Origin of the sequence: Bacillus sp. FSL K6-1560 (assembly GCF_038592935.1) — a bacterium.
Classification (GTDB): Bacteria; Bacillota; Bacilli; order Bacillales; family Bacillaceae; genus Bacillus; species Bacillus subtilis.
This window is the reverse complement of the sequence record NZ_CP151946.1, coordinates 1,374,588-1,397,937: the sequence shown is the minus strand read 5'-3', so window position 1 is coordinate 1,397,937 and position 23,350 is coordinate 1,374,588. Positions and strand designations below refer to the sequence as shown.

Genomic DNA, 23,350 nt, shown 5'->3' with positions numbered 1-23,350 from the left:
AAACTCAAGAGTTTTTTATGGAGAACGGATGGAGGAAGACCGGATGATTTATTTAGATTATGCAGCGACAACGCCTATTTGTGAGGAAGCCCTTACCGTATATCAGAAGCTTAGTATGGATATGTACGGAAATGCCAGCAGCCTGCATGATGCAGGAGGAAAAGCAAAGCACATACTGGAGTACTGCCGTGAAAAAATCGCCAACATCATTGGCGGAGAAGCAAGCGGCATCTATTTTACAAGCGGCGGCACTGAATCCAATTTTCTGGCCATTCAATCATTGCTAAACGGCCTGCCAAAAAAGAAAAGACATTTTATTACAACTGCCATGGAGCATCAGTCCATTCACAATTGCGCTGCTTTTTTGGAACAGCAGGGATATGATGTAACAGTCATTGAACCGAATGAATACGGGCTTATTACCGAGGAAATATTACTAGCCCATATCCGGCCGGAAACAGGCCTTGTATCTATTCAGCATGCAAATTCTGAAACCGGGATCATTCAGCCCATTCAACGCCTGTCTTCATACCTGCACAATAAGGGGATTCTTCTTCATTGCGACGCTGTTCAAACGTTTGGAAAGATCCCGATCAATACAAAAAATCTGGGAGTAGATGCACTCTCAATGTCTAGCCATAAAATCCACGGTCCAAAAGGAGTAGGGGCGGTCTATATCCATCCGGATGTCCCTTGGAAACCAGTTTATCCTCTGACTACTCATGAATACGGATTCAGAGCCGGCACCGTAAATGTTCCCGGGATCGGTGCCTTCACTGCCGCTGCAGAATTGATCGTAAGCGAAATGGAAAAACAGATATCCCGCAATGAGGCATTAAGAACTTACTTTCTAGACCAAATCCGTATTCGGTCTCTCCCTGTAACCCTTGCGGCAGAGACTTCGCAAGCAGAATGTCTTCCGCATATTATAGGGTGTTTTTTTCACTCATTTGAAGGACAATATGTTATGTTAGAATGTAATCGGAGTAATATTTGCATTTCAACCGGCAGCGCTTGTTCTGCAGGTTACCACGGTCCGTCTGAAACAATGAAAGCATTAAGAAAAACCGAACAAGAAGCTCTGCAATTTATCCGCATCTCTTTTGGCAGGCATACAACAGCTGAACAGCTGGAACAGTTATTACATACGTTTACAGTGCTTTGGGAACAAAAGAAAGGAGAATTTGATATTGACCGAAGAATTAAAGCTAATGGGCGCCAACAGGCGTGACCAGCTTCTTCTGTGGCTGAAGGAATCTAAATCACCGCTGACAGGAGGAGAACTCGCAAAAAAAGCGAACGTCTCAAGACAGGTTATTGTACAGGATATATCGCTCTTGAAAGCGAAAAATGTACCGATTATCGCCACAAGCCAAGGGTATGTATACATGGATGCAGCCGCTCAGCAGCACCAGCAGGCAGAAAGAATCATAGCATGTCTGCACGGTCCTGAACGGACAGAAGAGGAACTGCAGCTCATCGTCGACGAAGGCGTTACAGTAAAAGACGTAAAAATCGAGCATCCCGTATACGGAGATTTAACTGCAGCCATCCAAGTAGGCACCCGGAAAGAAGTTAGCCATTTCATCAAAAAAATCAATTCTACGAATGCTGCCTACTTATCACAGCTGACCGACGGCGTGCACCTGCATACACTGACAGCACCTGATGAACATCGCATCGATCAAGCCTGCCAAGCCCTCGAAGAAGCCGGCATTTTAATTAAAGACTAAAAAAAGCCCTCTAGAGGGCTTTTTTATAATTGGTAAGACTGGTATGCACCCAGAAGCCTCACTTTGCAGCCGAGCGCTTCAAGCTCCTGCATGGCTCCTGGGATCAATACATCATCAAACGCTTTCTCAATATCAATAATAAAGAAATAATGACCTAATCCGGTTTTAGTCGGACGTGACTCAATTTTTGACAAGTTTAAATTTCTCCAAGAAAATGCAGACAGCACTCTATGCAGCGCCCCGGACTGATCATCCTGCGGCAGCATGACCATTAAGGTCGTTTTGGGCCTAGAACTCAATTTTGAATTCACTTCAAAAGATATGTTTTCATCAGGAGACAGGATAACAAATCTTGTATGATTGTCCCTATAGTCCTGTATATCCCGTTTCACGATTTTTAATTCGTATGTAGAAGCTGCCATATCATTGGCAATGACCCCGATATTCAGCTCGGGATGGTCACTGACAAACTTTGCTGCCGCCCCGGTAGAATTGGCGTATTCATATGGAACGGAAGGAAAATGTCGATGAAGAAATTTATGGCATTGCGCAATCGCGTGTGAATGCGAGTAAATTTTGTCGAGCTCTTTCCATGCATTCTCTCTAGAGGGATGGACGAGCAAGTGCTGATGAATCGGCAACGTCATTTCACCCACGATTGGCAAAGGCTTTTCATGTATTAAATAGTCTATTGTTAGATTAACAGATCCTTCTAATGCATTTTCCAAAGGAACAAAAGCAAAATCAACTTCGCCTGCAACGGCTGCATCTATACACTCCGGAATGGTGCGGTAAGCAACATGTTCGGCGCCGTTTTGAAAACAAGAACTGACTGCTAGATGTGTAAATGTAGCTGCTGGACCTAAATAACCGACTTTCATGACGATTTTCTCTCCCTTATGCACCTGAACCTAATATTTCAACCTTTTCTACAAAATCAAACTTCCTGAGCTTATTCATTAATGTATGAATGTCTTCTTCCATTGCCGACGTACTGATAGACAGTGTCACATTTGCTCTGCCTTGAAGCGGAATGGTCTGATGAATGGAAAGAACGTTGCTTCCAGAATCAGCTACCGCCTGAAGAAGCTGAGATAACGCACCTGACCTATCCTCTAAATGAAAGAAAAGTGTGATAATTTGTTCTTTTACCATGGTGTAGAATGGAAAAACAGCATCCCTGTATTTATAAAACGCACTTCTGCTTAAATCGACCTTTTGAACGGCATCTGCTACTGAATCTGCTTTTTTTCGATCAAGCAGCTTTTTGACTTCTAATGTTTTTCTCATTGCATCGGGCAATACATCTTCACGGACAAGATAAAATGTCTCCTCTTTCATTTGCATCCCCCCTTTAAAATAGAGAGCCTGACACCAGGCTCTCTTTTCAGCCAACATTCATTAATCAATAAATTCAAATTCAAATTCCAGAAGCCTGATTATATCTCCATCCTTGGCTCCGCGTTCTCTGAGTGCTTCATCAACACCCATTCCGCGCATCTGTCTTGCAAACCGTTTAACCGATTCATCACGTGAGAAATCAGTCATCTTGAATAACCGCTCAAGGCTGTCTCCTGAAAGCACAAATACACCGTCTGGATCGCGTGTAATGTTAAATGGCACTTCTTCATTTTCCATCGTGTACATGACACGGTTTTGTGTAAGCTCTTCCTCGTCATACAGCGGGAATTCCGGTGTGTTCTCAAGCTGATTGGCAACCTCAAACAGAAGCTCACGCAGACCTTCTCTTGTCACCGCACTGATCGGGAATACCGGATAATCATCCGTCAGCTTTTCTTTAAAGGCTTCGAGATTTTCCGCAGCCTCCGGCATGTCCATTTTATTTGCAACGATAATTTGCGGACGCTCGGTGAGACGCAGATTGTACTCGCTCAGCTCCTGGTTAATCGTAAGATAATCCTCATACGGATCGCGGCCTTCTAAGCCTGACATGTCAATGACGTGAACAATAACCCTCGTCCGTTCAATATGGCGCAAAAACTGGTGGCCCAGTCCGACGCCTTGGTGTGCGCCTTCAATCAGCCCCGGCAAATCGGCCATGACAAAGCTGCGTCCGTCATCCGTTTCAACCATGCCGAGATTCGGGACAAGCGTTGTAAAGTGATAGTCCGCAATTTTCGGTTTTGCAGATGAGACAACAGACAGCAAAGTAGATTTTCCCACACTCGGGAACCCGACAAGTCCGACATCTGCAAGCACTTTTAATTCAAGAACAATGTAGCGTTCTTTTCCCGGCTCGCCGTTTTCTGAAAGCTGAGGCGCGGGATTAGCCGGTGTAGCAAAGCGGCTATTCCCTCTTCCGCCTCTTCCGCCTCTTGCAATGACAGCCCGCTGTCCGTGCTCTGTTAAATCAGCGATGACCTGTTTTGTATCATCGTCTGTCACAACGGTGCCTGGCGGAACTTTAATGACCATATCATCAGCATTTCGCCCGTGCTGGTTTTTGGACATGCCATGCTCGCCGCGAATCGCTTTAAAGTGTTTTTTGTATCTAAAATCCATCAGGGTGCGGAGACCTTCATCTACTTCAAAAACGACGTCTCCTCCCTTTCCTCCGTCACCGCCGGCAGGGCCGCCTTTCGGCACATATTTTTCACGGCGAAACGCAACCATACCGTTGCCGCCGTCGCCGCCTTTTACATATACTTTGACCTGATCTACAAACATAATGTCCTCCGTTCTAAACCGTTAAAAACTCCGCTAGTCCAACCCAATTTCAATCAGACATTCGTGACTCGTGATTTCAAAACGCATGATATCAACGTCCTCATATCCATTCTGCCGAATATCATCAAAAGCAGATGGATCGGCAAAGGCGCCGTGAAAATCAAGGTACAGAATCAGCTGTCTGTCAGGATGATCCGTTTGAAGCGAAACCGTTAAATGATTTTCACTCTCTCTGCTGACTGCTTGATCAAACAGATGAAACAGCTTTCTCATCAGTTTCGCCAGCTTTTGATCATAAGCCGACAAATCCTTAATTTCTCCGAGTACTTCATATTCAAGCGTCATATAATGGGTTTTCCAATTAAACGTAAGAAAATCAAACGCCAAATGCGGTGTTTTCAGGTTTGAGAGCTTTGATTCGTGCTTTGCGTCTATAACCATTTCTTCAATCATTTCAAAGACACGGTCATACTTCTGTAAGCTTAAGTTTCCTTTAATCAGCTGCAGCTTATTCATCCAATCATGCCGGGAATGGCCAAGCAGATGAATCAGTTCGTTTGTTAATGCCGTGTCGCTTATATTTTCTTCTTGATTTTTTGAAACATCCTTCATTTTCGCACTCCCAATCATTTAATTTCTTATTTAGGAGTCTGTATAAGTGTGTATTATGAATTATAACAGAGAAGGCTTTGTTAGAAAAACAATTGTTTTTCCCAGAAATATCATGTTCCTTTTTTCTGGCTTTGGTTGATTTGCAGCCAGGCAGAACATTTTATGTATTACTGCTTGGGGAACATATCCAGTGGGTTTGAGATGTTTATTCTCATTCTTGGCGGGGTCTGCTCGCACATACTCTGCATTTCATTCTAGGTGTTTACTCCGCATATTGCAAAAAAAACTCCAGTCATCATCGACCGGAGTTTTTTGAATCATTATTGAGCTACAGGATATACGCTCACTTTTTTGCGGTCACGGCCGAAACGTTCGAATTTAACAGTTCCGTCGATTTTCGCAAATAGAGTGTCATCTCCGCCGCGGCCCACGTTTTCACCTGGGTAAATTTTTGTTCCGCGTTGACGGTAAAGGATAGAACCGCCTGTTACGAATTGACCGTCAGCACGTTTAGCACCTAAACGTTTAGCCTCAGAGTCACGTCCGTTCTTTGTAGAACCTACTCCTTTTTTAGAAGCGAAAAACTGAAGATCTAATCTAAGCATGTAGCTCACCTCCTATATTATGTTTGTGGTCACACGCAAGTTGTCTTTGTAATCCCGTTCGATTGTCTCCAGCGAAACAATCATGCCTTCAATCAGCAGCTGAGCTTTTTGGCGTGCCTCTGGATCAAGAGATTCAGGGAATTCAAAATAAAAATAACCCCCGTCCTCCCCTATATCAAGAAGCGGCTCGAAGCCCGCGAGCACAATGACCGCGTTAACGGCTCCAAACACAACGGCTGTCACTCCGGCACAAACAAGATCTTGTCCATGTTCAGCAAAATTCGCATGGCCCGTCATTTCAAAAGACAATATGCCTTTATCATGAGACCTTCTGATTGTTGCCTGAATCATGCTTACGCGTTGATTTTTTCGATCGTCACTTTAGTGTAAGGCTGACGATGACCTTGTTTTTTATGAACGTTTTTCTTTGGTTTGTATCTGAAAACAGTGATTTTTTTCGCGCGGCCTTGTTTTTCAACTTTAGCCGTTACTGTTGCGCCTTCAACTGTAGGGTTGCCGACTTTCACGTTGTCTCCGCCAACAAACAAAACGTCTTCAAAAGTAACTGTTTCACCTGCTTCAGCAGCAAGTTTTTCGATGTAAACAGTTTGGCCTTCTTCAACTTTGATTTGTTTACCGCCTGTTTTAATGATTGCGTACATTCTCTGCACCTCCTATTAGACTAAGACTCGCCAGATACCAGGGGGCTGTAAAAGCTCTTAACACCTGTACTGAGCGGTTGTAGCAATGGTGCTACATCCATAACATTAAAAAATATACCAAAATACAAGGCGTTTGTCAATCAGTTTTAGTAGGGCAGAAGCAGTTCCTCCATGGAAGAATTCGTCCGCTTATCGGCAAAGTAAGCGTGCAGCACTTCATTCTCGTCAAGCTGGCTGAGCTTTTGGCCTGATTTTTCTATAATAATCGGATGCTTACAGCCACGTTTGAACTCGGCCATCACATGATAGACTTTATCCTCCGCCTTTACTGTCAGCGGCAGAAGTTTCTCAAGCTCCCTGTTTTTTCCGTAATACCTTTCGAGGAGAAATCTCACATGGGTATAGTGCCTTTGCCGATATTCCTCAAACAAGGAAACCGCCAGAAAGACAAACAAAACCCATGCGCTGATTTGCAGAGGAATCACGAATAAAACCCAGCACCCGAGCAACAGGCAGAAGCAGAGCGACGTTTTTAGATTAAGCCGGTGAGCCTTTTGAAAAGGCAGCTGTTTGGAAAACAACAAAAATAACAGTTTTCCTCCATCCAGCGGCCAGATCGGCAGTAAATTGACAAATAAGATAGAAAGATTATAAAAGGTGAAGAGTTCAAAGGTATGCTGATGAATCACTGAGACTTCTGCAAGCATCCAGACGGCAAACTGAAGCCAGATGTGCTGAAGAGGGCCGGCAATAATGACCGCAAACTCTTCCTTTAACGGCCGATTCCCGTGCTCTTCCACTTCGACCGTTCCGCCAAACGGCAGCAAAAAAACACGCTTGATTCTCCAAGAAAAAAACACAGCCAGAGCAGCATGCCCCAGCTCATGAATCAATACAATCAGGAGCAGACATAATAATGCTTTCATATGGCCTGTGAGCAAGCCCAGCGCCGCGATAATCCAAAGAAAAGGATGCACATGGATCTTTAAGATAAGGTCGAGCCATTTATTCAAATGTAATCACCTGAATCGGATCAATAAATTTATCGCCGTCTTTCATGGCAAAATAATAGACCCCTTTATTATGATCATCAAGCTTAATCGAACCGAGCTTTTTGCCTTTATCCACAAAATCATATAAAGCAACATCCACATCTTTGAGCTCGCCATAGATACTATAGGTGTTGTCAGCATGCTGCACCTTAACCGTCAGTCCCGTCTGGCTGTCTTTGCTGACTTCAACCACATAGCCTTCTTTTACACTATCAATCTTATCGCTGCTTGTTTCGACTTTAATTCCTTCCCCATTGTCCTGAAAATCCTGCTGTACTTTCCCGGATGCAGGCGCGATCAGATCTTTGCCTACTTCAACCTGCTGTTCCTTATTTTTGTGTTCAGGAGCCAGGAAAGCAAGCGGATTTCCGAATTTGGTTTCGAACCAATGGCTTGCTGAAGCAAATTGAAATTCAGTTTCAAAGGTTTTGGCTACGGCGGGTTTAATCTGACTGACGGGTCCAATGTTTGTTTTATAGGCTATAGCTGAAACGAGAACAAGGCAGGCCGACAGAAGACATTTCAGGATAATTGAATCTGTTTTCACCAATGGGTGTTTTCCGTTGAATGTTGGCATGTTATCTTCGTAGACCGGAAGTGTTCCATGCTTTTCCTGATCCGTTACCATCACCCAGGACGGGGGTTTCTGCTTTTCAGAAACTGTCTGAGTAGAGAAACGTTTTGAGCCGGAAAGCTGCTTTCTTCTTTTCTCTAATCGTTTTCTGATTTCATCTGCTCTGTGACTCATTGCCATCATCCTTTGCATTCGTTGGGTTTGTACATCATATGTCTTGTCCATGGCAAATATTCGGTTTAGTCAAGAACAAAGCAGGCAAAAACAAAAAAACCTGACACAGCATATGCTTTGTCAGATTCTTCTCTTTGATTCTATCACATTAAGATCTTACTCCAAAAAATGACTTAATCTTAGCCATCATTCCTTTGTTTTGCTCTTCAAGCACCTGTAAAGGAACAGATTCACCTAAGATGCGGCGGGCAATATTGCGATATGCAATTGAAGCGCGGTTTTTCGGGTCCATCGCAATCGGTTCACCATGGTTGGAAGCTTTGATGACTTCATCATCATCAGCCACGATTCCGAGCAAATCGATCGACAGATGCTGTACGATTTCGTCGATATCCATCGTGTCACCGTTTTTCATCAGGTGATTTCTGATTCTGTTTACAACAAGCCGCGGCGATTCAACATTTTCTTCTTGCTCCAGCAGCCCTATAATACGGTCAGCATCACGAACAGCTGAGATTTCAGGCGTAGTGACCACAATCGCTTTATCAGCTCCGGAAACGGCATTTTTGTACCCTTGCTCGATTCCGGCAGGACAGTCTATGATGACATAGTCAAATTCCTGTTTGAGCTCTTGGACCATGTTTTTAATTTGTTCAGGAGCAACAGCTGTCTTATCGCTCGTTTGAGCAGCGGGCATTAAATAGAGCAGATCATCGAAACGTTTGTCTTTTACGAGCGCCTGATGCATTTTGCATCTGCCCTCTACAACGTCTACCAGATCGTAAATAATTCTATTTTCAAGACCCATTACAACATCAAGGTTGCGCAGTCCTATATCAGTATCTACTAAGCATACACGCTTCCCTAAAATGGCTAAGGCGGTACCGAGGTTCGCAGATGTTGTTGTCTTACCTACTCCGCCTTTTCCCGAAGTTATTACGATAGCCTCACCCAATTCACATTCCTCCCTCAAGCCTTGTTAGATCAGGTCTTAAATGAGCCAAATGTTGAAGGCGTTCAATGACCATATTTCCGTCTGTATCTAAATAAGCACATTCCATTTCGTTCCCTTTTTGAATGTGGTCTGGGGAGCGATTTAACACATGATTGATTCTTAATTGTGTCGGAAGCATTTCAGAGGCGGCGATGACCGCTTGATTATTTCCATTAAATCCGGCATGCGCGATTCCTTTCAGTGAGCCCAGAACAAAAATGTTCCCTCCGGCCCTGACTGTTCCGCCGGGATTCACGTCACCGATCAGGAGCAAGTCGCCTTTTACCTGCAGCACTTGGCCTGAACGGACAATTTTTGAAACAGAAATAATTTCGGCTTCCTCTCTTATCTGCTGTGCTTCTTTTTTAGTAATGACTTCACTGTCAATAGAATGAACAAACAAATCTTTCTTTGACGCAATCAATTCGGTTAGCTGTTCCTCTTGCTCCTTATATAAAAAGCGATTTCCCAGCTTAACATGAACGCTGATTTTCTGGCCTTTTCCATCGGTATATTGTTCAATTGACAGCATATTCTGAAGACCATCGAGAAGCTCATCAAAAGAACACGCATCATCCAGATGCAATGTTAGTCCATTCTTTGTTCCTTTTATTGTTACATATTGCTGCTTTTTGGTCTTCACAATATTCACCTCAACAACATACTCATTTCGTCAAAAAAAGATAAAATCCTTTTTACTCATCTCTCAATTCTTTCTTTAGACTCATAAAAAACAATCTAAATGGCAGAACAAGAATAAGAGCTGCTGCAATATTTAATAAAATTGTCGGTATAAACCGGTCAAGCACAAATCCGTTAAACGTCATAATGTCTTTATGAATCAGAGACTGAATGCCGAATACGTAAAATTCGAGCAGACAGACAGCCAGAACTGCTATCAATATCACTACAAATGCGTTTGTATGTAACACTTTAAACGCTTTTGAAGCCAAATAGCATAGCCCTGCAAAACCAAACATGTAAACGCCTAATAGACTTGTATAGTTCATGTCATATAGAAAACCAAAAATAAATCCGTAAATCATCGCGTGTTTTTGGTTGATAAAAGCCGACATGAATATCAATACAAGCATCAAAAAACGCGGGGCGAGCACTTGGTCATCTGTAACGAAAGGAAAATGCACCAAATCTGTAAAAATGCTTTCCGCAGAAAAAACAAGCATCATAACGAAAGGGAGAAGGAAACGTTTCACGATCCTTCCTCCTCTGTATCGACAGTCGGCACATCACGGTTAACAACGATCACATTATTTAAATCTGTAAGGTCAGCCGCAGGTTTTACATAAGCAACCTTCGTTAATCCATAGGAATCTGACTCGATATCAGTCACTTCACCGATTGTCAGCCCTTCTGGGAAAACACCGCCTGTCCCTGATGTTTCAATAAGATCGCCTTTTTTCACGTCTTGTTTATCCTTACGCTCAATAATTGTCATCTTAAGACGTTTTTTCTCTTTGTCATATCCTTCGATCAAGCCGTAGCCTTTGCTGCCTTTTTTTCCGGAAATTTTTGTCGCGACTCTGTTATTGCGGTCAGTATCGCTTAAAAGCTGAACAGTAGACGTAAAATTGTTAAGTCCGGAGCTTTTGATCTTGCCGATTAATGCGCCTTTTTCGTTTGTAACGGCCATATCTTTCGCTACGTTTTGCTGAGTCCCCTTGTTAATGGTGACCTGTTTGGCCCAGTTATCAGGGCTTCTGGCGATGACCGTTGCTAAAATCGGCTTGTAATCTTTAATCGATTTGACATGGCCAAGCTCGTCACGCAAGGATTTGTTTTCTTCTTCAAGCTCTTGAAGCTTGGCTTCATATTGTGTCTGTCCGTCAAGTTTTTCTCTTAGACTCTCGTTTTCTTTGTATGTGTTTTTTAAATCATTGATGTTCTCAAATATTCCTGCAAAAAATTCGGCAGGCGTATGAAAAATATTTTGAAATACTCCCGTCGTATCGCCGATCACTTTCTCAGGCCAGGTGGTATTGCGGCCGCCCTTCAGCGAAAATCCAATCATAGCCACCAATATGATAATACACAGAAGTAATAGCATTAACCGCTTATTCGGCATCGTGTTACACCTCTTCTATTGAACTCCCGATTATCTAGTTTTCCCTTTGAAAAGATGGATGTGCTCCAGTGCTTTCCCTGTTCCGATCGCTACACAATCAAGCGGGTCTTCGGCGATAAGGACCGGCATTTTTGTTTCTTCGCTGATGACTTTGTCCAAATTGCGCAAAAGCGCTCCGCCGCCGGTTAACACTATACCTCTGTCCATGATATCTGCTGCAAGCTCAGGCGGTGTTTTTTCGAGTGTGCTCTTCACTGCTTCGACAATTGTAGATACAGTGTCGCGTAGAGCGTTAGAAATCTCTTTTCCTGTAATTTCAATTGTTTTCGGCAGACCTGTGAGCAAATCGCGGCCGCGGATTTCCATGTTGTCGGATTCTTCAGGAGCTTCTGCAGATCCGATTTCCATTTTAATCGCTTCAGCCGTACGGTCACCGATCATCAGATTGTACGTTTTTCTGATGTAGTTGATAATCGCGTCATCCATCTCATCACCGGCTACACGGATTGACTGAGACGTTACGATGCCTCCGAGGGAAATTATCGCAACTTCTGTCGTACCGCCCCCGATATCAACAACCATGCTTCCAGTCGGTTCCCAAACTGGCAGATTGGCCCCGATTGCTGCGGCAAAAGGCTCTTCAATCGGATACGCGTCACGCGCTCCTGCCTGTCTTGTCGCATCGATAACAGCGCGTTCTTCAACAGCTGTAATGCCTGATGGGACACATACCATTACATATGGTTTTCTGGCAAACATGCCTTTATTTTTTATGGCCTGATTGATGTAATATTTCATCATCGTCGCCGTTGTTTCATAATCAGCGATAACGCCGTCTTTCATCGGGCGAAGAGCCACCACGTTGCCCGGTGTCCGTCCAATCATATTTTTCGCATCATTTCCGACAGCGACAATCGATTTCGTATCCGTCTGCAAAGCGACAACTGACGGCTCTCTCACAACAATTCCTTTTCCTTTTACAAAAACAAGCGTATTCGCAGTTCCAAGATCTATACCAAGGTCTCTAGCACCAATTCCAAACATATGTATGTATCTTCCTTTCTTAAAGCAAAAATACCCTAAAGGGAAAAACTCATAAACTCTATTATAGCTTAATTCGACGAAAAAAAAAGTGTTACAAATATCCTTTTTCCTTTAAACTCACAAATTTTTTATCCCCGATCACCAAATGGTCAAGCAGCTCGATGCCAATCAGGTTTCCGCATTCAAACAGCCTTCTTGTCACTTCAATATCTTCCCTGCTCGGCGTCGGATCTCCAGAAGGATGATTATGAACACAGATAAAGGAAGCGGCAGATCGTTTAAACGCTTCTTTAAACACCTCTCGCGGGTGGACAATAGATGAATTCAGGCTTCCGATAAATACGGTGCGTTTATGGATGACTTGATTTTTTGTATTTAAGTATAAACAGACAAAATGCTCCTGGGTTAAAAAGCGCATATCCTCCATGACGAGATTAGCGCCGTCTTCCGGGGAGCGAATAACGAAATGTTCTTCGTTGGCTAATTTATGAATCCGGCTTCCAAGCTCAACTGCAGCCAGTATTTGAATCGCTTTTACCATACCGATTCCCGGGATGCTTGACAGCTCTTCAACCGATGCTTCCTTGAGCAGACGCAGCCCGTCAAATGAGCGCAGCAGCCGGTTTGACAGGTCCAAAACAGATTCGTGTTTAGTCCCTGTCCGCAATAATATAGCCAAAAGTTCATGATTCGCTAAGTTCTCGGCTCCGACTTTCAGGAGCCGTTCTCTTGGCTTTTCTTTCATTGGGAAATCTTTGAGTTTTAATGGCAGATCTTGTATGACCAAGCACTCCTTTTCTTTCCCTTCCCGTTTATAGAACCGTCATGCCCTTATATCAAAATGGCGAAGAGCTCTCATTGTTTTTGATATAGGAAGACCCATGACTGAATAATAATCTCCGTCTATTTTCTTTACAAAAAGCGCGCCTCTTCCTTGGATGCCGTATGCACCTGCTTTATCCATCGGCTCTTTTGTTTCAATATACGTCCAAATCTCTTCTTCACTGAGGGACCAAAACGCAACTTCTGTCTTATCATAAAAAGTCTCGCTGTGATTTTCAGCTTGAATGCTGACCGCGGTTATTACTGAGTGACTTCGGCCTGAAAGCCTCCGCAGCATAGAAGCAGCTTCTTCTTGATCCTGCGGTTTGCCAAGGCATTCGCCGTCAAGGCATACCATTGTATCAGCACCGATAACGATTGCATGCGGGTGGAGATCAGCTACAGCCTTAGCTTTTTGTTTTGCCAACCATTGGACGTTTTCTTCTGGTGAAAAGTTTCGATTTAATTTTTCTTCTACTTCACTGACAATAATGGAGTAGGGCAGCTGGAGAAGATCGAGGAGTTCTTTCCTGCGCGGAGATTGTGATGCAAGTATTAGCGGTTTTGTCATGTTCGTCATCCTTTCAGGGTTTGCTTAAGAAAAAAAGATACTCGTTTATCCTACCAAATCACGAGGCTTGTCACAATTTCAGAAAAATAACTTTTTCATGACAAAATAAAAAAAGCCTGTCACTAAAGGACGAAGGCTCAGGGCACTATCTCTTATTTTACGACGGCTAACAGCTCCTGCTGAGCCTTCCACCCGGCTTCAGCACTTGGATCCTCTAATTCCTTTAAAGCCTGCAAAATCGCTTTTTTCTCTCCTGTTTCTGACGCTTTTGTTTCACCAAGCGACTTTTCTATTTTCTCTACACTCGCTTTTGTAATGTCTTCGCCGAGAATCGCCTTTGCTGCAAGCTCCGCTGTTTCCTTAAAAGAATCTGTCATATCTGACTCTATTGATAAGGAAAGCTCCTTGCCTCCCCAGGCTTCAAATTCACTGTCGATTAAAACCTGTCCTAACTGCTGTGAGACATCCTTATCAGTGGCTAAGCCGGCGATGACATACGTATACCCATCATCCTTTGACAGTGACACGGCGGAATATCCTTTTTCGGTCAATTGTTCTGTTAACGTTTCGGCGCCCTTTTCATTTGAAAATTTTCCGGCTTGCACAGCGTATGTTTTGTATGTACCTTCAGTTTGTGCCGCTTGTTTTTCTGCGCCTGAAGTTTGTTTTTCAGTTGAAGTATCCCCTGCTTTTGCCGTTTGGCTGCCTAAAGAATCCTCTAAAGAGGCCGGTGCTGACGCTTCTTTATTCCCCGATATGTTTAACGCGAATAACCCTAATCCAGTGCCAATGACAGCCGCGAAGGCAATCGTCGCGGCCACTCTTTTTACCGGTTTGGCAGCCCCGGTCTTTCCTTTTGCGTAAAGCTTTGTTTTTTTCTTTTGAAAAGGAGGAACAACTTTGGGGTCCTCTTTAAACACCTTGTCCTCCTCGGAATCCCAATTAAATTCATCTTCATCAGGATGTTCCTGGGATGCCGCAACCTCTTGTTCTGCCTGTCTTTTTTCCTCCCAATTTGAGAATGTCATGCTTTTATCTGCCTCTGTATCTGGTGTCTCTTGTTCGTAAACCGTCTCTTCTTTTCCATTAATCGTCACCTTGAGGGCTTTTTCTGCGGCTTTACTGTTTTTTTTATTCTTTCTTTTTTTCAATTCCGCTTCCTCCCTTCATTTGCTTGACCGTTCTTGTCGGCTTTTCATGCTACACACTTTAGCACAGGCAAAGAAAAAAAGAACAAGACTTTTGTCGCCTTGTCCAAAAAACGTTCGTCAAATTTTTCAGCAGTCAGCCCAATGCCATTTTGATATAAAAAGAAATGATAGAGTCACCGTATAAATAGGCTAAAATGCTCCCTGCGGCTATAGCGGGGGCGAAGGGAAGCGGCTGCCTTTTAGCGAGTCTACCAGTCAGAACAGCTGCCGCTCCATATAATGCACCTATCAAAACAGAAAAGAAAAAGGCAGCTGCCAGCATTTTCACACCAAGCACAAAGCCAATCACCGCAAATAATTTAATATCTCCTCCCCCTACTCCCCCATGGGTGATTGCGGCAATTACAGCCAGAAACAGAAATCCGGCTGCCGCACCTAACAGGCCTGCATACCAGGAATCAAGCGGAGAAATCAATCTCGCGGCCGCCAAAAAGGGAAGAAAGAAAATCAATATTCGATTTGGAATCAGCATAAAATGAATATCTGTCACTGCAACAATAATGAGAAGAGAGATAAACACCACAGCGGGAAACAGTTCCAGCGATGTGCCAAAGCGTATTCCTGCGGCGGCAAATAAACACGCTGTCACAAGCTCTGCTGTGGGATACATAAAAGAAATCTTATGCCCGCAGCTTTTACATTTACCTTTTTGAAATAGGAATGACAGGATGGGAATTAATTCTGCAGGAGTTAATGTCCGCCGGCAAAACGGGCATGATGAACGGGGCGCAATAATAGATAGATGTAAGGGGATACGGCACCCGGCCGTATAGTAAAAAGAACCAAGGATCAGCCCGAAGATAATAAGAATGGATAGCATAGACAACACACCTTTACTCATTGAGTACTGGTATGGATTGTAGCAAAATGGACATCCTGAGCTCCAATTGGGAATATTCAATTTTACACATAAAAAAAACGGCAGAATCTTTTTTTTGATTCTGCCGGAGCCGGATGCTTTTATTTCAACCTTTTTCGAATGTCAGAAATAAAGTAAAGAGATCCGGTAATCAGCACAATTTCATTTGAGGCCTTTTTACTTTCTATGAATTTGATTACATCGTCTGGATCTTCACTCCAGCTTTTATTGCTGATTTCACTTGCATCATAGAGATCTTTTGCAAGGGAAGCACGCGGGAAATCAAAAGAAGCAAAATGAATCGCATGAGCAATGGTTTCCAGTCTTTTAATCATGTTCTGATACGGTTTGTCCTTTAACGCGCTAAACACCACAGAAATGCGTGAATTGGCGAAACGCTGCTTCATCGTTTCCGCCAGCTTTTCGACACCTTCTTCGTTATGCGCACCGTCTAAATATACCGGAGGATGTTCCTGAACAAGCTCTAACCGTCCCGGCCATGCAGCCTTCACAAGCCCGCTCCTTAACGCTTCGTCACTGATATGGGCGATATTCTCCTTATTGAGCCACTCCGCAGCCAAAATGGACAAAGCAGCATTTTGTCTTTGATGGGTGCCAATCAGAGATGTCCGAATATCTTCATAGCATTTCTCTTCCGTTTTGAATGAAAACTGTTCTCCTGCAGGCAGAGCCTCTTCATTGAAAATAACACATGCATCATGCAATGACTGGAACGGCGCAGCATGCCGTTGAGCTTCATGGCGGATGACCTGTAAAGCTTCCGGCTGGGTAACTGCTGTAACGATTGGAATACCTTCTTTAATAATGCCGGCCTTTTCTCCTGCAATTTCTTCAATGGTGTTTCCCAAAATGTTCATATGATCGTGTCCGATGCTTGTAATCACAGTTAAGAGCGGTTCAACCACATTAGTAGAATCGAATCTACCGCCCAGACCTGTTTCAAAAATAACAAAATCGACCTTATGAAACTCTGCAAAATATAAAAATGCACAAGCTGTCATAATTTCAAATTCTGTCGGCTGTCCGTATTCCGTTTGATCAAGGGCTTCAACGTGCGGTTTCATTTGATTGACGAGTGCTGTCCATTCCTCATCTGAAATCGGTATCCCGTTTACGCTGATCCGTTCATTAAACGTAATAATATAAGGCGATGTAAATGTTCCAACCGTATATCCGGCTTCCTGCAGCATAGAACGGATAAAAGCGACAGTTGATCCTTTACCGTTTGTTCCTGCGACGTGGAACGCTCGGATTTTTTTTTCAGGATGTCCTAACCGCGCCATCAGCTGTTTCATTCGGCCAAGTCCGGGCTTCACCCCGAATTTCAGCCTCCCGTGAATCCAGCTGCGCGCATCTTGATATGCAGTAAACAATGATAATCCCCTCTTTTATAAGACAAGGCGGTTTCTCTAGAAACCGCCTCGGCTTTTCATTAACCCTTCAGCTCAGCCATTCGTTTTTGAACAGCGTCACGCTTCGCCACATAATCTTTTTCTTTTTCACGTTCTTCATCAATTACGTGTGCAGGCGCTTTTTTCATAAATCCTTCATTTCCAAGTTTCTTTTGGACACGCTCAACTTCTTTTGTCAGTTTATCAAATTCTTTTTGCAGACGGGCAATTTCTTCATCAATATTGATTAAGCCTTCAAGCGGAAGAATAACCTCTGCTCCTGAGACAACGGCCGTCATCGCCTTATCAACAGCCTCAATATCGGTGCCGATTTTAAGCACGCTCGGATTCGTAAAGCGTTCAACATATGAACGGTTCGCTTCGAGGCGGGACGCTATTTCGTCTGTGCTTGTTTTAATGTACAGTTCAACCTGCTTGCTCATTGGCGTATTGACTTCACTGCGGATATTGCGCACAGAACGGATCAGCTCAACAAGAAGCTTCATGTCAGCTGCCGCTTCAGTATCGGTATGCTCCGGCACTACTGCAGGCCATTGACTTACTGTAATCGATTCCCCTTGGTGAGGAAGGTGCTGCCAAATTTCCTCCGTTAAGAATGGCATAAACGGATGGAGCAGACGCATCGTTTGATCAAGTACGTAAGCAAGGATGGAACGGGTAGTTTTCTTAGCCGCTTCGTCTTCTCCATAAAGCGGAAGCTTCGCCATTTCAATATACCAATCACAGAAATCATCCCAAATAAAGTTATATAAATGGCGTCCTACTTCACCAAATTCATATCGATCAGCAAGCTGGGTCACGTGCTCGATCGTTTCATTTAATCGCGTTAAAATCCACTTGTCAGCGACTGACTTTTCGCCTGACAGATCAAGTTCATCGTACGTCATGCCATCCATATTCATTAATGCAAAACGGGAGGCGTTCCAAATTTTATTGGCAAAATTCCAGGTCGATTCCACTTTTTCATAGCTGAAGCGCAGATCCTGGCCAGGAGAGCTTCCAGTCGCAAGGAAATAACGCAGAGAATCGGCTCCGTACTTGTCAATCACATCCATCGGGTCGACACCGTTGCCAAGAGATTTACTCATTTTCCGGCCTTGCTCGTCACGGATTAAGCCGTGGATTAAAACATCTTTGAACGGGCGCTCGCCTGTAAATTCAATGCCTTGGAAAATCATGCGTGATACCCAGAAGAAAATGATATCGTACCCTGTCACGAGAACATCTGTCGGATAGTAGCGTTTAAAGTCTTCAGCCGTTACATCAGGCCAGCCCATTGTGGAGAAAGGCCATAGCGCAGAACTGAACCATGTATCCAGTACGTCTGTATCCTGTTCCCAATTTTCGCTGTCTTCCGGCGCTTCAATCCCGACATATAGCTCGCCTGTTTCTTTATGATACCAGGCAGGAATACGATGGCCCCACCACAATTGACGGGAGATACACCAGTCGCGGATGTTTTCCATCCAGTGTAAATACGTTTTTTCGAAACGGTCAGGCACAAAGTTGACCTTTTCTTCTTTCTTTTGCAGCTCAATCGCTGCATCAGCAAGCGGCTGCATGCGCACAAACCATTGTGTAGAAAGATAAGGCTCCACAACAGCCCCGCTTCGTTCACTATGGCCGACAGAGTGCATATGATCCTCGATCTTGAAGAGAACTCCCGCCTCCTGTAAATCTTTCACGAGTTTTTTGCGGCATTCAAAACGATCCATACCTTGATATTGCAGAGCATTTTCATTCATCGTGCCATCTTCATTCATGACAAGGATGCGTTCTAAATTGTGGCGGTTGCCAAGCTCGAAGTCGTTCGGATCATGAGCAGGCGTAATTTTCACGGCACCTGAACCAAATTCCATATCAACATAGTCATCACCGACAATCGGAATTTCACGATTTACAATCGGCAGGATCACCGTTTTTCCGATAAGGTGTTTATAGCGCTCGTCTTCAGGGTGAACGGCAACAGCTGTATCACCGAGCATTGTTTCAGGACGTGTCGTCGCAATTTCAATTGAGCCTGAACCGTCAGCAAGCGGATAGCTCATATGATAGAACGCGCCTTGAACATCCTTGTAAATCACCTCAATGTCGGATAGGGCTGTTTTTGTCGCTGGGTCCCAGTTAATAATATATTCGCCTCTGTAGATCAGGCCTTTTTCATAAAGCTTAACGAATACTTCTCTTACCGCTTTGCTCAAGCCTTCATCCAGCGTAAAACGTTCACGGGAATAATCTAGGCCAAGACCTAATTTCGCCCACTGGCTGCGAATAAAGTCAGCATATTCTTCCTTCCACTTCCACGTTTCTTCGAGGAATTTTTCACGGCCTAAATCGTAGCGGGATTTGCCTTCTTCACGAAGTTTCGCCTCCACTTTAGCCTGTGTCGCGATGCCGGCATGGTCCATGCCTGGAAGCCACAGCACATCATAGCCCTGCATGCGTTTCATTCTTGTTACAATGTCTTGCAGCGTTGTGTCCCATGCGTGGCCAAGGTGAAGTCTTCCTGTTACGTTTGGCGGCGGGATGACAACAGAGTATGGCTCTTTTGTCTGGTCACTGCCCGCTTCAAAAAATTTGCCTTTTAGCCAAAAATCATATCGGTCTTTTTCAACCGCTGCCGGATCATATTTCGTCGGCATTGTTTGTTCATTCGTTTCCATCATAACCCTCCAGCATGTTTAAAAATGGCTGAGAACGAAAAAAGAGCTCTTCATCCCTGTAAAAGGACGAAAAGCTCTTTCGCGGTACCACCTTTTTTCATGAACTCTATCAGTTCATGCACTTATAACGGATAACGGGTGTTTCCCGAATTTCTCTACTCTTCTTTCAAGAAATTATGCTCCCGGGCGACCTTCCAATCAGACAACATAAGAAGCCTTTCAGCAAACGGCTTCTCTCTCTGCATGCGCCTTTTTTGTACTCTTCCCGTTCTAAGCAGGTGTATTTATCAGCTCATTGTATACATTATTTATGTTCTTTATTATAGTAAAAGTGTTTTTGATTCGTCAATCATCTTTTCCAAAAACACCGCTTTCTATACAGATGGGCAGGCACCTATTGCCCAAGTTTACATATGATGCTTGTAAATGCGTAGAGGAGGATGCACCGTGAAGAAACGTTTCAGCTCTTATTCGCTGCCGCCATGGGTAAGGCAAATTCGGCTTGTATCCGCACAAGTGATTATTCCCATTACGATTTTTCAAGGAATCAGAACCATTTTCTTTCCGACAACCTTTGATGTTTTGCTGCTCGCAATCCTAATCTTTTTAGCTTGCGCCCTTCATTTAGAATGGATATAAACAAACAAGTCCGCGCCATTAAGACGTGGACTCGTTTTCAGCCTGAAATTTTTTCTCTTGTTCAATCTGATGGATTTTCATCACAAACGGCTCTATATTTTTCATTTGCCAATAAGCCTTTAATAATTGTGTACATTCCTCTTTTTCATGCTGTCTTTTCCCAGTTTGATAACCGTTCAGCACCTTGTACATGGCTGCCGGATATGCCATATAGCTGAGAAAAAGGCTGACTTCCGCTTCACGCAAAGGGAATGATTTCGTATATCCATAAAACCATTCGACGCATTCCGGACAAGCTTTCGGAAAGCCTCTGAACATTTTTGTATAAAAGCCGAGCAGGTCGTTTTGCGGCGGACCGACAGATGCTCTTTCGAAGTTTGTAAAATATCCGGTCCCGGCATCATTATACAGAAAATGGTGTATAGACAGGCTGCCGTGGTTCATTACAACCCTTGAAACGTCCTTTTCCTTTGCAGACTCATACCAGTCCTCCAACCGTTCCAGCGCAAAATTCACCGCGGAAATGGTTTCTGAAAAATAGGTTATGGCCTGGAGTTCAAAAGGAGAAAGGTACCACTCCTTCTCCGCTCTATCCACAAACTGCTCATAGAAAATTTTATCTTGTTCCCACTTTTTTTTCGTTTGCCCGTAATAACGTTCAATCTCATCACGTCTAACCTTTAGTTCCTGCGCGGTTCTCTCGTGAAGACGGGCTGTTTCTCTAAATAAATAAGCATGTTTCTGATCCCGTTCTTCCTCTTGGTCAAATTGGAGCCAAGGCATTAAATAGTAGGTATCTCCGTATTGTATGCCTGCTGAGAAAAACTCACCGCTATTTGTTCTGTAAACGGGAACGAATGAACGAAAGCCTTTTTCCTCAATCGCCACCATATGATCTGTAAAATGCTTGCCGCGACCTTCTTTCAATTTTTTCAGGGCAAATATGCCGTAGTCTGTATACACTTTCCAAACAAGAGGACTGACAGGCTCAATAAATCGAGCAGTCAGTCCGTATTTCTGAAGAACCGATTGGGTATCTTCCATTTCATTCACCACATTTTCCGATCACTTACGGTTTACGCATGGCTATTTTTATATTGAGGAATATAGAGAATCTGTCCTGCTTTTAATTCATCATCCAAGGCTAAAGAATTCATCCTGATCAGCTGCTGGGATGTAATTTCATACCGTTCGCATAAACGCTCGATCGTATCTTCCTGCTGCACAATACAAATTTTCATTCTCGAAAACTCATCCGCTTCTTTTGTAAAGAGTTTTGTTAAATAAAGAGAATTATCACTTTCCTTTGTTTGAGGTTCCTTCGTTTCAGCAGCAGGAGCAACCCTAGGAACAGCATCCGTTTCCTTCCTTTCAGTCTCAGAAGATTCAGGCAGCTGGAAGGATTGAAAAGGTGTTTCTTCCTTAGGCTCTTCAGCTGATGGTGTTTTTCTCACTTCAATTTCGAAGCTCTCTTCCTCTTGTTCTTCCTCCTCCAGCAGCTTAGGCGCTGAATAAAAAGAATCCTCCTCTTCTTGTTCAGGCAGGAAGGTACGGTATGCCGGTTCAGGCAATTCTTCTTGAGCTGCCTCCTCCGAGCTTGTTTTTTGATTGAAATGGAAATGTAAATCGGCTTTGTCATTCTCCACATATACAGCTGAAATTGTTTCTCTGCTATCTTCTATGGAGAGAGCGGCCTCTGATACACTCTCCAAAGCTTCATCCGCTTCCGCCTCTTCTTGGCAAAGCGCAGGATCAGCCTGATCTGATTGAGCTGCTTCTTCATTTTGAGCCTCTTGGCGCAGCGCATATTCATGATTAGAAGACACTGTTGTTTCCTCTTTTTCCTCTGCAATCACAGTCTCTGAATGAAGTTCAGCTTCCAAAGCAGGCGATTCTTCTGCTCCGGCGTGTTCACGAAGCTCAGTCTCCGCTGGAGAGTCTGCTTCTTCACGAACATCCGCTATTGCAGCTGCCGGCTCAGCCGTTTCTTTTTTTGCTTTAACGATCTCTTGAATCTCTATTTCTGAATGATCAGGTTCTGGCTCAGATTCTTCTGTTTCCGATTCAGCACGAACCTCCGTTTCCGGCACAGCAAGCTCTTCTGACTCTTCTTCCTCTTTTACATCTTCTCTGGCCTCTGGTTCTGAAGCAACCGATTCAGGCGGCTCAGATTCTGCTTTTTCTGTCTCCAGTTCTTCACGGAGCCCCGCTTTTGAGATAAAAAGTTCTGGCGGTTCGGCTGGCGGTTCATGCTGAAGAACTGCTTCCTCTGCCGATGATGCACCCGGTTCTTCTACTACACTATGTGCTGGCGGCTCTGAAAGCTCTTCCTCCCTGAATGCCGCAGGAGCTTCATATAAAGGTATCTCCGGCTCTTTGTCTTGCGTATCGTCCAAAAGCCCTTCGATCGCTAAATCAGCTTGAATTGTTAAAATGCGCGAATCCGTCAATTGATAGTCAAATGCGTCAATAAAGACAAAGACATCCTGTAAATGGCTCACTTTATTTTTCGGAATGGTAATATCCACAGGAAAACAGTGAGTCAGTTCCGCACTTCCATCCTCTCTCTTTCTGACTTGTTCAACAAACCGCTTATCTGTATAAATCTCTTCGGTATGTTTGTTTTGATCTATGTTGTACTCACCTGTAAGTTCAAGCGATCCTATGATTGATACATAATCATTTACTTCCTGAACCCTAATATCAGGATCTAATGAAATAGAAAGCAGTTCAGAAACTTCCTGTCCTTTTTGGAAACAGATCGATTCTTCTACAGAAAATTGCAATCGATGATTTTGCGGCAAGTTCATATCCTCCTTTCATCTAATCCTTAAAATTAGATGTCACTAAAGGTGTATGTAGGAACTGGAGAAAATATGAGTGGGAGAGCACGAAAAAACCGGCACAAGGAGTCCTTGATACCGGTTTTCA

General features: G+C 43.8%; 26 protein-coding genes and 2 other annotated features. Of the genes, 4 read left to right on the top strand and 22 right to left on the bottom strand.

All coding sequences use genetic code 11. The features are described 5' to 3' along the window. Window positions 1-43: 43 nt before the first annotated feature. Both nifS and NYE22_RS07480 read left to right on the top strand, forming a co-directional pair. The gene (nifS, locus tag NYE22_RS07485; protein WP_041850179.1) at window positions 44-1,231 is read left to right on the top strand and encodes a cysteine desulfurase NifS; all 1,188 of its coding nucleotides are present in this window, start codon (window positions 44-46) and stop codon (window positions 1,229-1,231) included. After that, window positions 1,191-1,733 (top strand): transcription repressor NadR, encoded by a 543-nt coding sequence (locus tag NYE22_RS07480; protein WP_004398582.1) that lies wholly within the window; start codon window positions 1,191-1,193, stop codon window positions 1,731-1,733. Before nifS ends, NYE22_RS07480 begins: the two co-directional genes overlap by 41 nt. Before the next feature lie 23 nt (window positions 1,734-1,756). Here NYE22_RS07480 and pheA read toward each other — a convergent pair whose 3' ends face one another. Genes pheA through spo0B form a run of 4 tightly spaced genes read right to left on the bottom strand, consistent with a single transcriptional unit; the run spans window position 1,757 to window position 5,033 of the window. Further along, complete coding sequence (pheA, locus tag NYE22_RS07475) at window positions 1,757-2,614, bottom strand: prephenate dehydratase (RefSeq protein ID WP_342412428.1); 858 nt, start codon at window positions 2,612-2,614, stop codon at window positions 1,757-1,759. A 16-nt stretch (window positions 2,615-2,630) separates the two neighbouring features. Then, complete coding sequence (thrR, locus tag NYE22_RS07470) at window positions 2,631-3,074, bottom strand: transcriptional regulator ThrR (protein WP_003222630.1); 444 nt, start codon at window positions 3,072-3,074, stop codon at window positions 2,631-2,633. 60 nt (window positions 3,075-3,134) lie between these two features. Then, entirely contained in the window at window positions 3,135-4,421 is a 1,287-nt protein-coding gene (gene obgE, locus NYE22_RS07465; RefSeq protein WP_003229675.1) for a GTPase ObgE, read from the bottom strand. Between the two features lie 33 nt (window positions 4,422-4,454). After that, the gene (gene spo0B, locus NYE22_RS07460) at window positions 4,455-5,033 is read right to left on the bottom strand and encodes a sporulation initiation phosphotransferase Sop0B (protein WP_004399131.1); all 579 of its coding nucleotides are present in this window, start codon (window positions 5,031-5,033) and stop codon (window positions 4,455-4,457) included. Between the two features lie 77 nt (window positions 5,034-5,110). Between spo0B and NYE22_RS07455 the strand changes: the two genes are divergently transcribed. After that, entirely contained in the window at window positions 5,111-5,233 is a 123-nt protein-coding gene (locus tag NYE22_RS07455; RefSeq protein ID WP_003229671.1) for a hypothetical protein, read from the top strand. Between the two features lie 120 nt (window positions 5,234-5,353). On the opposite strand, the gene rpmA is transcribed toward NYE22_RS07455, so the two are convergent. The 16 genes from rpmA to valS all read right to left on the bottom strand — a co-directional run bounded on the left by rpmA (window position 5,354) and on the right by valS (window position 19,780). Then, entirely contained in the window at window positions 5,354-5,638 is a 285-nt protein-coding gene (rpmA, locus tag NYE22_RS07450; protein ID WP_003222623.1) for a 50S ribosomal protein L27, read from the bottom strand. Between the two features lie 12 nt (window positions 5,639-5,650). Further along, window positions 5,651-5,989, bottom strand: coding sequence for a ribosomal-processing cysteine protease Prp (locus tag NYE22_RS07445; RefSeq protein ID WP_003229669.1), 339 nt, complete (start codon window positions 5,987-5,989; stop codon window positions 5,651-5,653). A 2-nt stretch (window positions 5,990-5,991) separates the two neighbouring features. Continuing rightward, entirely contained in the window at window positions 5,992-6,300 is a 309-nt protein-coding gene (gene rplU, locus NYE22_RS07440) for a 50S ribosomal protein L21 (RefSeq protein WP_003229668.1), read from the bottom strand. A gap of 13 nt (window positions 6,301-6,313) precedes the next feature. Further along, window positions 6,314-6,389, bottom strand: a sequence feature (ribosomal protein L21 leader region). 57 nt (window positions 6,390-6,446) lie between these two features. Beyond that, the gene (spoIVFB, locus tag NYE22_RS07435) at window positions 6,447-7,313 is read right to left on the bottom strand and encodes a stage IV sporulation intramembrane metalloprotease SpoIVFB (RefSeq protein WP_342412427.1); all 867 of its coding nucleotides are present in this window, start codon (window positions 7,311-7,313) and stop codon (window positions 6,447-6,449) included. Next, window positions 7,306-8,100, bottom strand: coding sequence for a stage IV sporulation protein SpoIVFA (gene spoIVFA, locus NYE22_RS07430; protein ID WP_342412426.1), 795 nt, complete (start codon window positions 8,098-8,100; stop codon window positions 7,306-7,308). The genes spoIVFB and spoIVFA overlap by 8 nt, the downstream gene beginning before the upstream one ends. 148 nt (window positions 8,101-8,248) lie before the next feature. Continuing rightward, on the bottom strand, window positions 8,249-9,055 hold the full coding sequence (gene minD, locus NYE22_RS07425; RefSeq protein WP_014664846.1) for a septum site-determining protein MinD: 807 nt from the start codon (window positions 9,053-9,055) through the stop codon (window positions 8,249-8,251). A gap of 1 nt (window position 9,056) precedes the next feature. Next, entirely contained in the window at window positions 9,057-9,737 is a 681-nt protein-coding gene (gene minC / locus NYE22_RS07420; RefSeq protein ID WP_004398901.1) for a septum site-determining protein MinC, read from the bottom strand. A 52-nt stretch (window positions 9,738-9,789) separates the two neighbouring features. Continuing rightward, on the bottom strand, window positions 9,790-10,308 hold the full coding sequence (gene mreD / locus NYE22_RS07415) for a rod shape-determining protein MreD (protein ID WP_004398811.1): 519 nt from the start codon (window positions 10,306-10,308) through the stop codon (window positions 9,790-9,792). After that, entirely contained in the window at window positions 10,305-11,177 is an 873-nt protein-coding gene (gene mreC, locus NYE22_RS07410; protein ID WP_342412425.1) for a rod shape-determining protein MreC, read from the bottom strand. The genes mreD and mreC overlap by 4 nt, the downstream gene beginning before the upstream one ends. A 30-nt stretch (window positions 11,178-11,207) precedes the next feature. Continuing rightward, window positions 11,208-12,221, bottom strand: a complete 1,014-nt coding sequence (mreB, locus tag NYE22_RS07405; protein WP_003229650.1) for a cell shape-determining protein MreB — start codon at window positions 12,219-12,221, stop codon at window positions 11,208-11,210. Between the two features lie 91 nt (window positions 12,222-12,312). Continuing rightward, complete coding sequence (gene radC, locus NYE22_RS07400; protein ID WP_021480240.1) at window positions 12,313-13,008, bottom strand: DNA repair protein RadC; 696 nt, start codon at window positions 13,006-13,008, stop codon at window positions 12,313-12,315. Window positions 13,009-13,044: 36 nt separating this feature from the next. Next, entirely contained in the window at window positions 13,045-13,614 is a 570-nt protein-coding gene (locus tag NYE22_RS07395; protein ID WP_004398496.1) for a Maf family nucleotide pyrophosphatase, read from the bottom strand. Window positions 13,615-13,766: 152 nt separating this feature from the next. Beyond that, a complete protein-coding gene (gene spoIIB / locus NYE22_RS07390) occupies window positions 13,767-14,765 on the bottom strand; it encodes a stage II sporulation protein SpoIIB (RefSeq protein ID WP_161619599.1) in 999 nt (332 codons plus the stop codon). Between the two features lie 133 nt (window positions 14,766-14,898). Further along, complete coding sequence (locus NYE22_RS07385; protein ID WP_021480242.1) at window positions 14,899-15,645, bottom strand: A24 family peptidase; 747 nt, start codon at window positions 15,643-15,645, stop codon at window positions 14,899-14,901. A gap of 140 nt (window positions 15,646-15,785) precedes the next feature. Then, window positions 15,786-17,078 (bottom strand): folylpolyglutamate synthase/dihydrofolate synthase family protein, encoded by a 1,293-nt coding sequence (locus NYE22_RS07380; RefSeq protein ID WP_021480243.1) that lies wholly within the window; start codon window positions 17,076-17,078, stop codon window positions 15,786-15,788. A gap of 59 nt (window positions 17,079-17,137) precedes the next feature. Next, window positions 17,138-19,780 (bottom strand): valine--tRNA ligase, encoded by a 2,643-nt coding sequence (gene valS / locus NYE22_RS07375; RefSeq protein ID WP_342412769.1) that lies wholly within the window; start codon window positions 19,778-19,780, stop codon window positions 17,138-17,140. Between the two features lie 59 nt (window positions 19,781-19,839). Next, window positions 19,840-20,062, bottom strand: a binding site (T-box leader). Window positions 20,063-20,227: 165 nt separating this feature from the next. Here valS and NYE22_RS07370 point away from each other — a divergent pair. Continuing rightward, window positions 20,228-20,419, top strand: coding sequence for a hypothetical protein (locus tag NYE22_RS07370; RefSeq protein WP_003222590.1), 192 nt, complete (start codon window positions 20,228-20,230; stop codon window positions 20,417-20,419). A gap of 18 nt (window positions 20,420-20,437) precedes the next feature. Here the strand turns inward: NYE22_RS07370 and cotN are convergent, their stop codons facing one another. Then, complete coding sequence (cotN, locus tag NYE22_RS07365) at window positions 20,438-21,463, bottom strand: spore coat protein CotN (protein WP_085187374.1); 1,026 nt, start codon at window positions 21,461-21,463, stop codon at window positions 20,438-20,440. 32 nt (window positions 21,464-21,495) lie between these two features. Then, window positions 21,496-23,223, bottom strand: coding sequence for a spore coat morphogenetic protein SpoVID (gene spoVID, locus NYE22_RS07360; RefSeq protein ID WP_103803772.1), 1,728 nt, complete (start codon window positions 23,221-23,223; stop codon window positions 21,496-21,498). Window positions 23,224-23,350 lie beyond the last annotated feature (127 nt).

What these genes read in the sequence shown, in the direction of transcription:
- spoIVFA (WP_342412426.1), bottom strand. Translation starts at nt 8,100, where the DNA reads ATGAGTCACAGAGCAGATGAAATCAGAAAACGATTAGAGAAAAGAAGA.
- rplU (WP_003229668.1), bottom strand. Translation starts at nt 6,300, where the DNA reads ATGTACGCAATCATTAAAACAGGCGGTAAACAAATCAAAGTTGAAGAA.
- thrR (WP_003222630.1), bottom strand. Translation starts at nt 3,074, where the DNA reads ATGAAAGAGGAGACATTTTATCTTGTCCGTGAAGATGTATTGCCCGAT.
- pheA (WP_342412428.1), bottom strand. Translation starts at nt 2,614, where the DNA reads ATGAAAGTCGGTTATTTAGGTCCAGCAGCTACATTTACACATCTAGCA.
- nifS (WP_041850179.1), top strand. Translation starts at nt 44, where the DNA reads ATGATTTATTTAGATTATGCAGCGACAACGCCTATTTGTGAGGAAGCC.
- valS (WP_342412769.1), bottom strand. Translation starts at nt 19,780, where the DNA reads ATGGAAACGAATGAACAAACAATGCCGACGAAATATGATCCGGCAGCG.
- rpmA (WP_003222623.1), bottom strand. Translation starts at nt 5,638, where the DNA reads ATGCTTAGATTAGATCTTCAGTTTTTCGCTTCTAAAAAAGGAGTAGGT.
- cotN (WP_085187374.1), bottom strand. Translation starts at nt 21,463, where the DNA reads ATGGAAGATACCCAATCGGTTCTTCAGAAATACGGACTGACTGCTCGA.
- NYE22_RS07445 (WP_003229669.1), bottom strand. Translation starts at nt 5,989, where the DNA reads ATGATTCAGGCAACAATCAGAAGGTCTCATGATAAAGGCATATTGTCT.
- mreC (WP_342412425.1), bottom strand. Translation starts at nt 11,177, where the DNA reads ATGCCGAATAAGCGGTTAATGCTATTACTTCTGTGTATTATCATATTG.
- NYE22_RS07385 (WP_021480242.1), bottom strand. Translation starts at nt 15,645, where the DNA reads ATGCTATCCATTCTTATTATCTTCGGGCTGATCCTTGGTTCTTTTTAC.
- obgE (WP_003229675.1), bottom strand. Translation starts at nt 4,421, where the DNA reads ATGTTTGTAGATCAGGTCAAAGTATATGTAAAAGGCGGCGACGGCGGC.
- NYE22_RS07395 (WP_004398496.1), bottom strand. Translation starts at nt 13,614, where the DNA reads ATGACAAAACCGCTAATACTTGCATCACAATCTCCGCGCAGGAAAGAA.
- spo0B (WP_004399131.1), bottom strand. Translation starts at nt 5,033, where the DNA reads ATGAAGGATGTTTCAAAAAATCAAGAAGAAAATATAAGCGACACGGCA.
- mreB (WP_003229650.1), bottom strand. Translation starts at nt 12,221, where the DNA reads ATGTTTGGAATTGGTGCTAGAGACCTTGGTATAGATCTTGGAACTGCG.